At 71.9% G+C, this 1107-nt stretch carries 1 protein-coding gene; it reads left to right on the top strand.

Features of this window, described 5'->3' with window-relative positions; genetic code table 11:
- Nucleotides 1–23: 23 nt before the first annotated feature.
- Nucleotides 24–1107, top strand: a 1084-nt coding sequence (locus tag K789_RS24045; protein ID WP_128081603.1) for a glycoside hydrolase family 3 N-terminal domain-containing protein, incomplete at its 3' end; no start/stop codon positions are given.

Consider the following 1107-nt stretch of genomic DNA (forward strand, 5'->3'; position numbering starts at 1 on the left):
GCTCGTCGATTCCCGGTGCCGCCGTGCTCGGCAGGATCGACGACGCCAGTGTCACCGAAGCCGCCGGCCGCGCCATCGGGGAAATGTGCCGGAATGCGGGAATCAACCTGGTCCTGGCACCCGTGGCCGATGTGAACACCAATCCCCTGAACCCCTTGATCGGTGTGCGGTCCTTCGGCGACCGGCCCGGGCTTGCCGGCAGGCACACGGCGGCCATGGTCACCGGGATCCAGTCCGCGGGAGTCGGGGCCTGTGCCAAGCACTTCCCCGGCCATGGCGACACCAGCGCAGACTCCCACCTGGAACTGCCCACCCTGCGACAGACGCTTGACGAGATCAAGACCGGGCACCTGCCGCCCTTCCGCGATGCCATCACCGCCGGGGTCAAGGCCGTCATGACCGCCCACATCGTCGTCCCCGGGCTCGGACTGGCCCCGGCAACCCTGAATCCTGCGGCCGGTTCGCTGCTGCGCGGCCTGGGATTCGTAGGCCTGCAGGTTACGGACGCGCTGGACATGGCAGCCATCCGCGCCACCACCGGATCCGGCCGCGGCGCCGTCCTGGCCCTCCTGGCCGGAGTGGACCTGCTCTGCCTCGGCAATCCGGCGACGTCCGGGGACGGCGGCGGCACCGCCACCCACAACAACGACGACGACGGCGACGGCATCCGTCCCGACGAGGCCGCCTACCTCGAGGTGCGGGATGCCTTGCTGGCAGCCGTGGCCGACGGCACGCTCCCCGTGGGTCTGCTTCGGGACGCCGGGCGCCGGGTGGCTGACTTTGCCCGCTGGGCCGGGGACGCCTCGGCTGCGGCAGCGGCGCGGCCTACTGTGCCGGTTCCGGACTGGGTGGCGGCCGCCGCCGGAGCCTGCAGCTTCAGCCATCCCGCCAGACCAGACGACGACGCCGGACCAGACGCCGGCGCCGGAGCAGACCCAGAGCAGCCCGTAGTACTGCCGCCGGGGACCAGAAAGGTGCTGCTGGTCGATGCAAGACGCGGCCACCACCAGGCCGCCGGACGCACCTCGAACCTCTTTGCCGCGGCCCTGGCGGACTACGTCACGGTGGCGCCGCTGCCGGCGTCGGACCTCCCCAGCGCCGGACATC

Origin of the sequence: Arthrobacter sp. TB 26, from assembly GCF_000427315.1 — a bacterium.
Classification (GTDB): domain Bacteria; phylum Actinomycetota; class Actinomycetes; order Actinomycetales; family Micrococcaceae; genus Arthrobacter.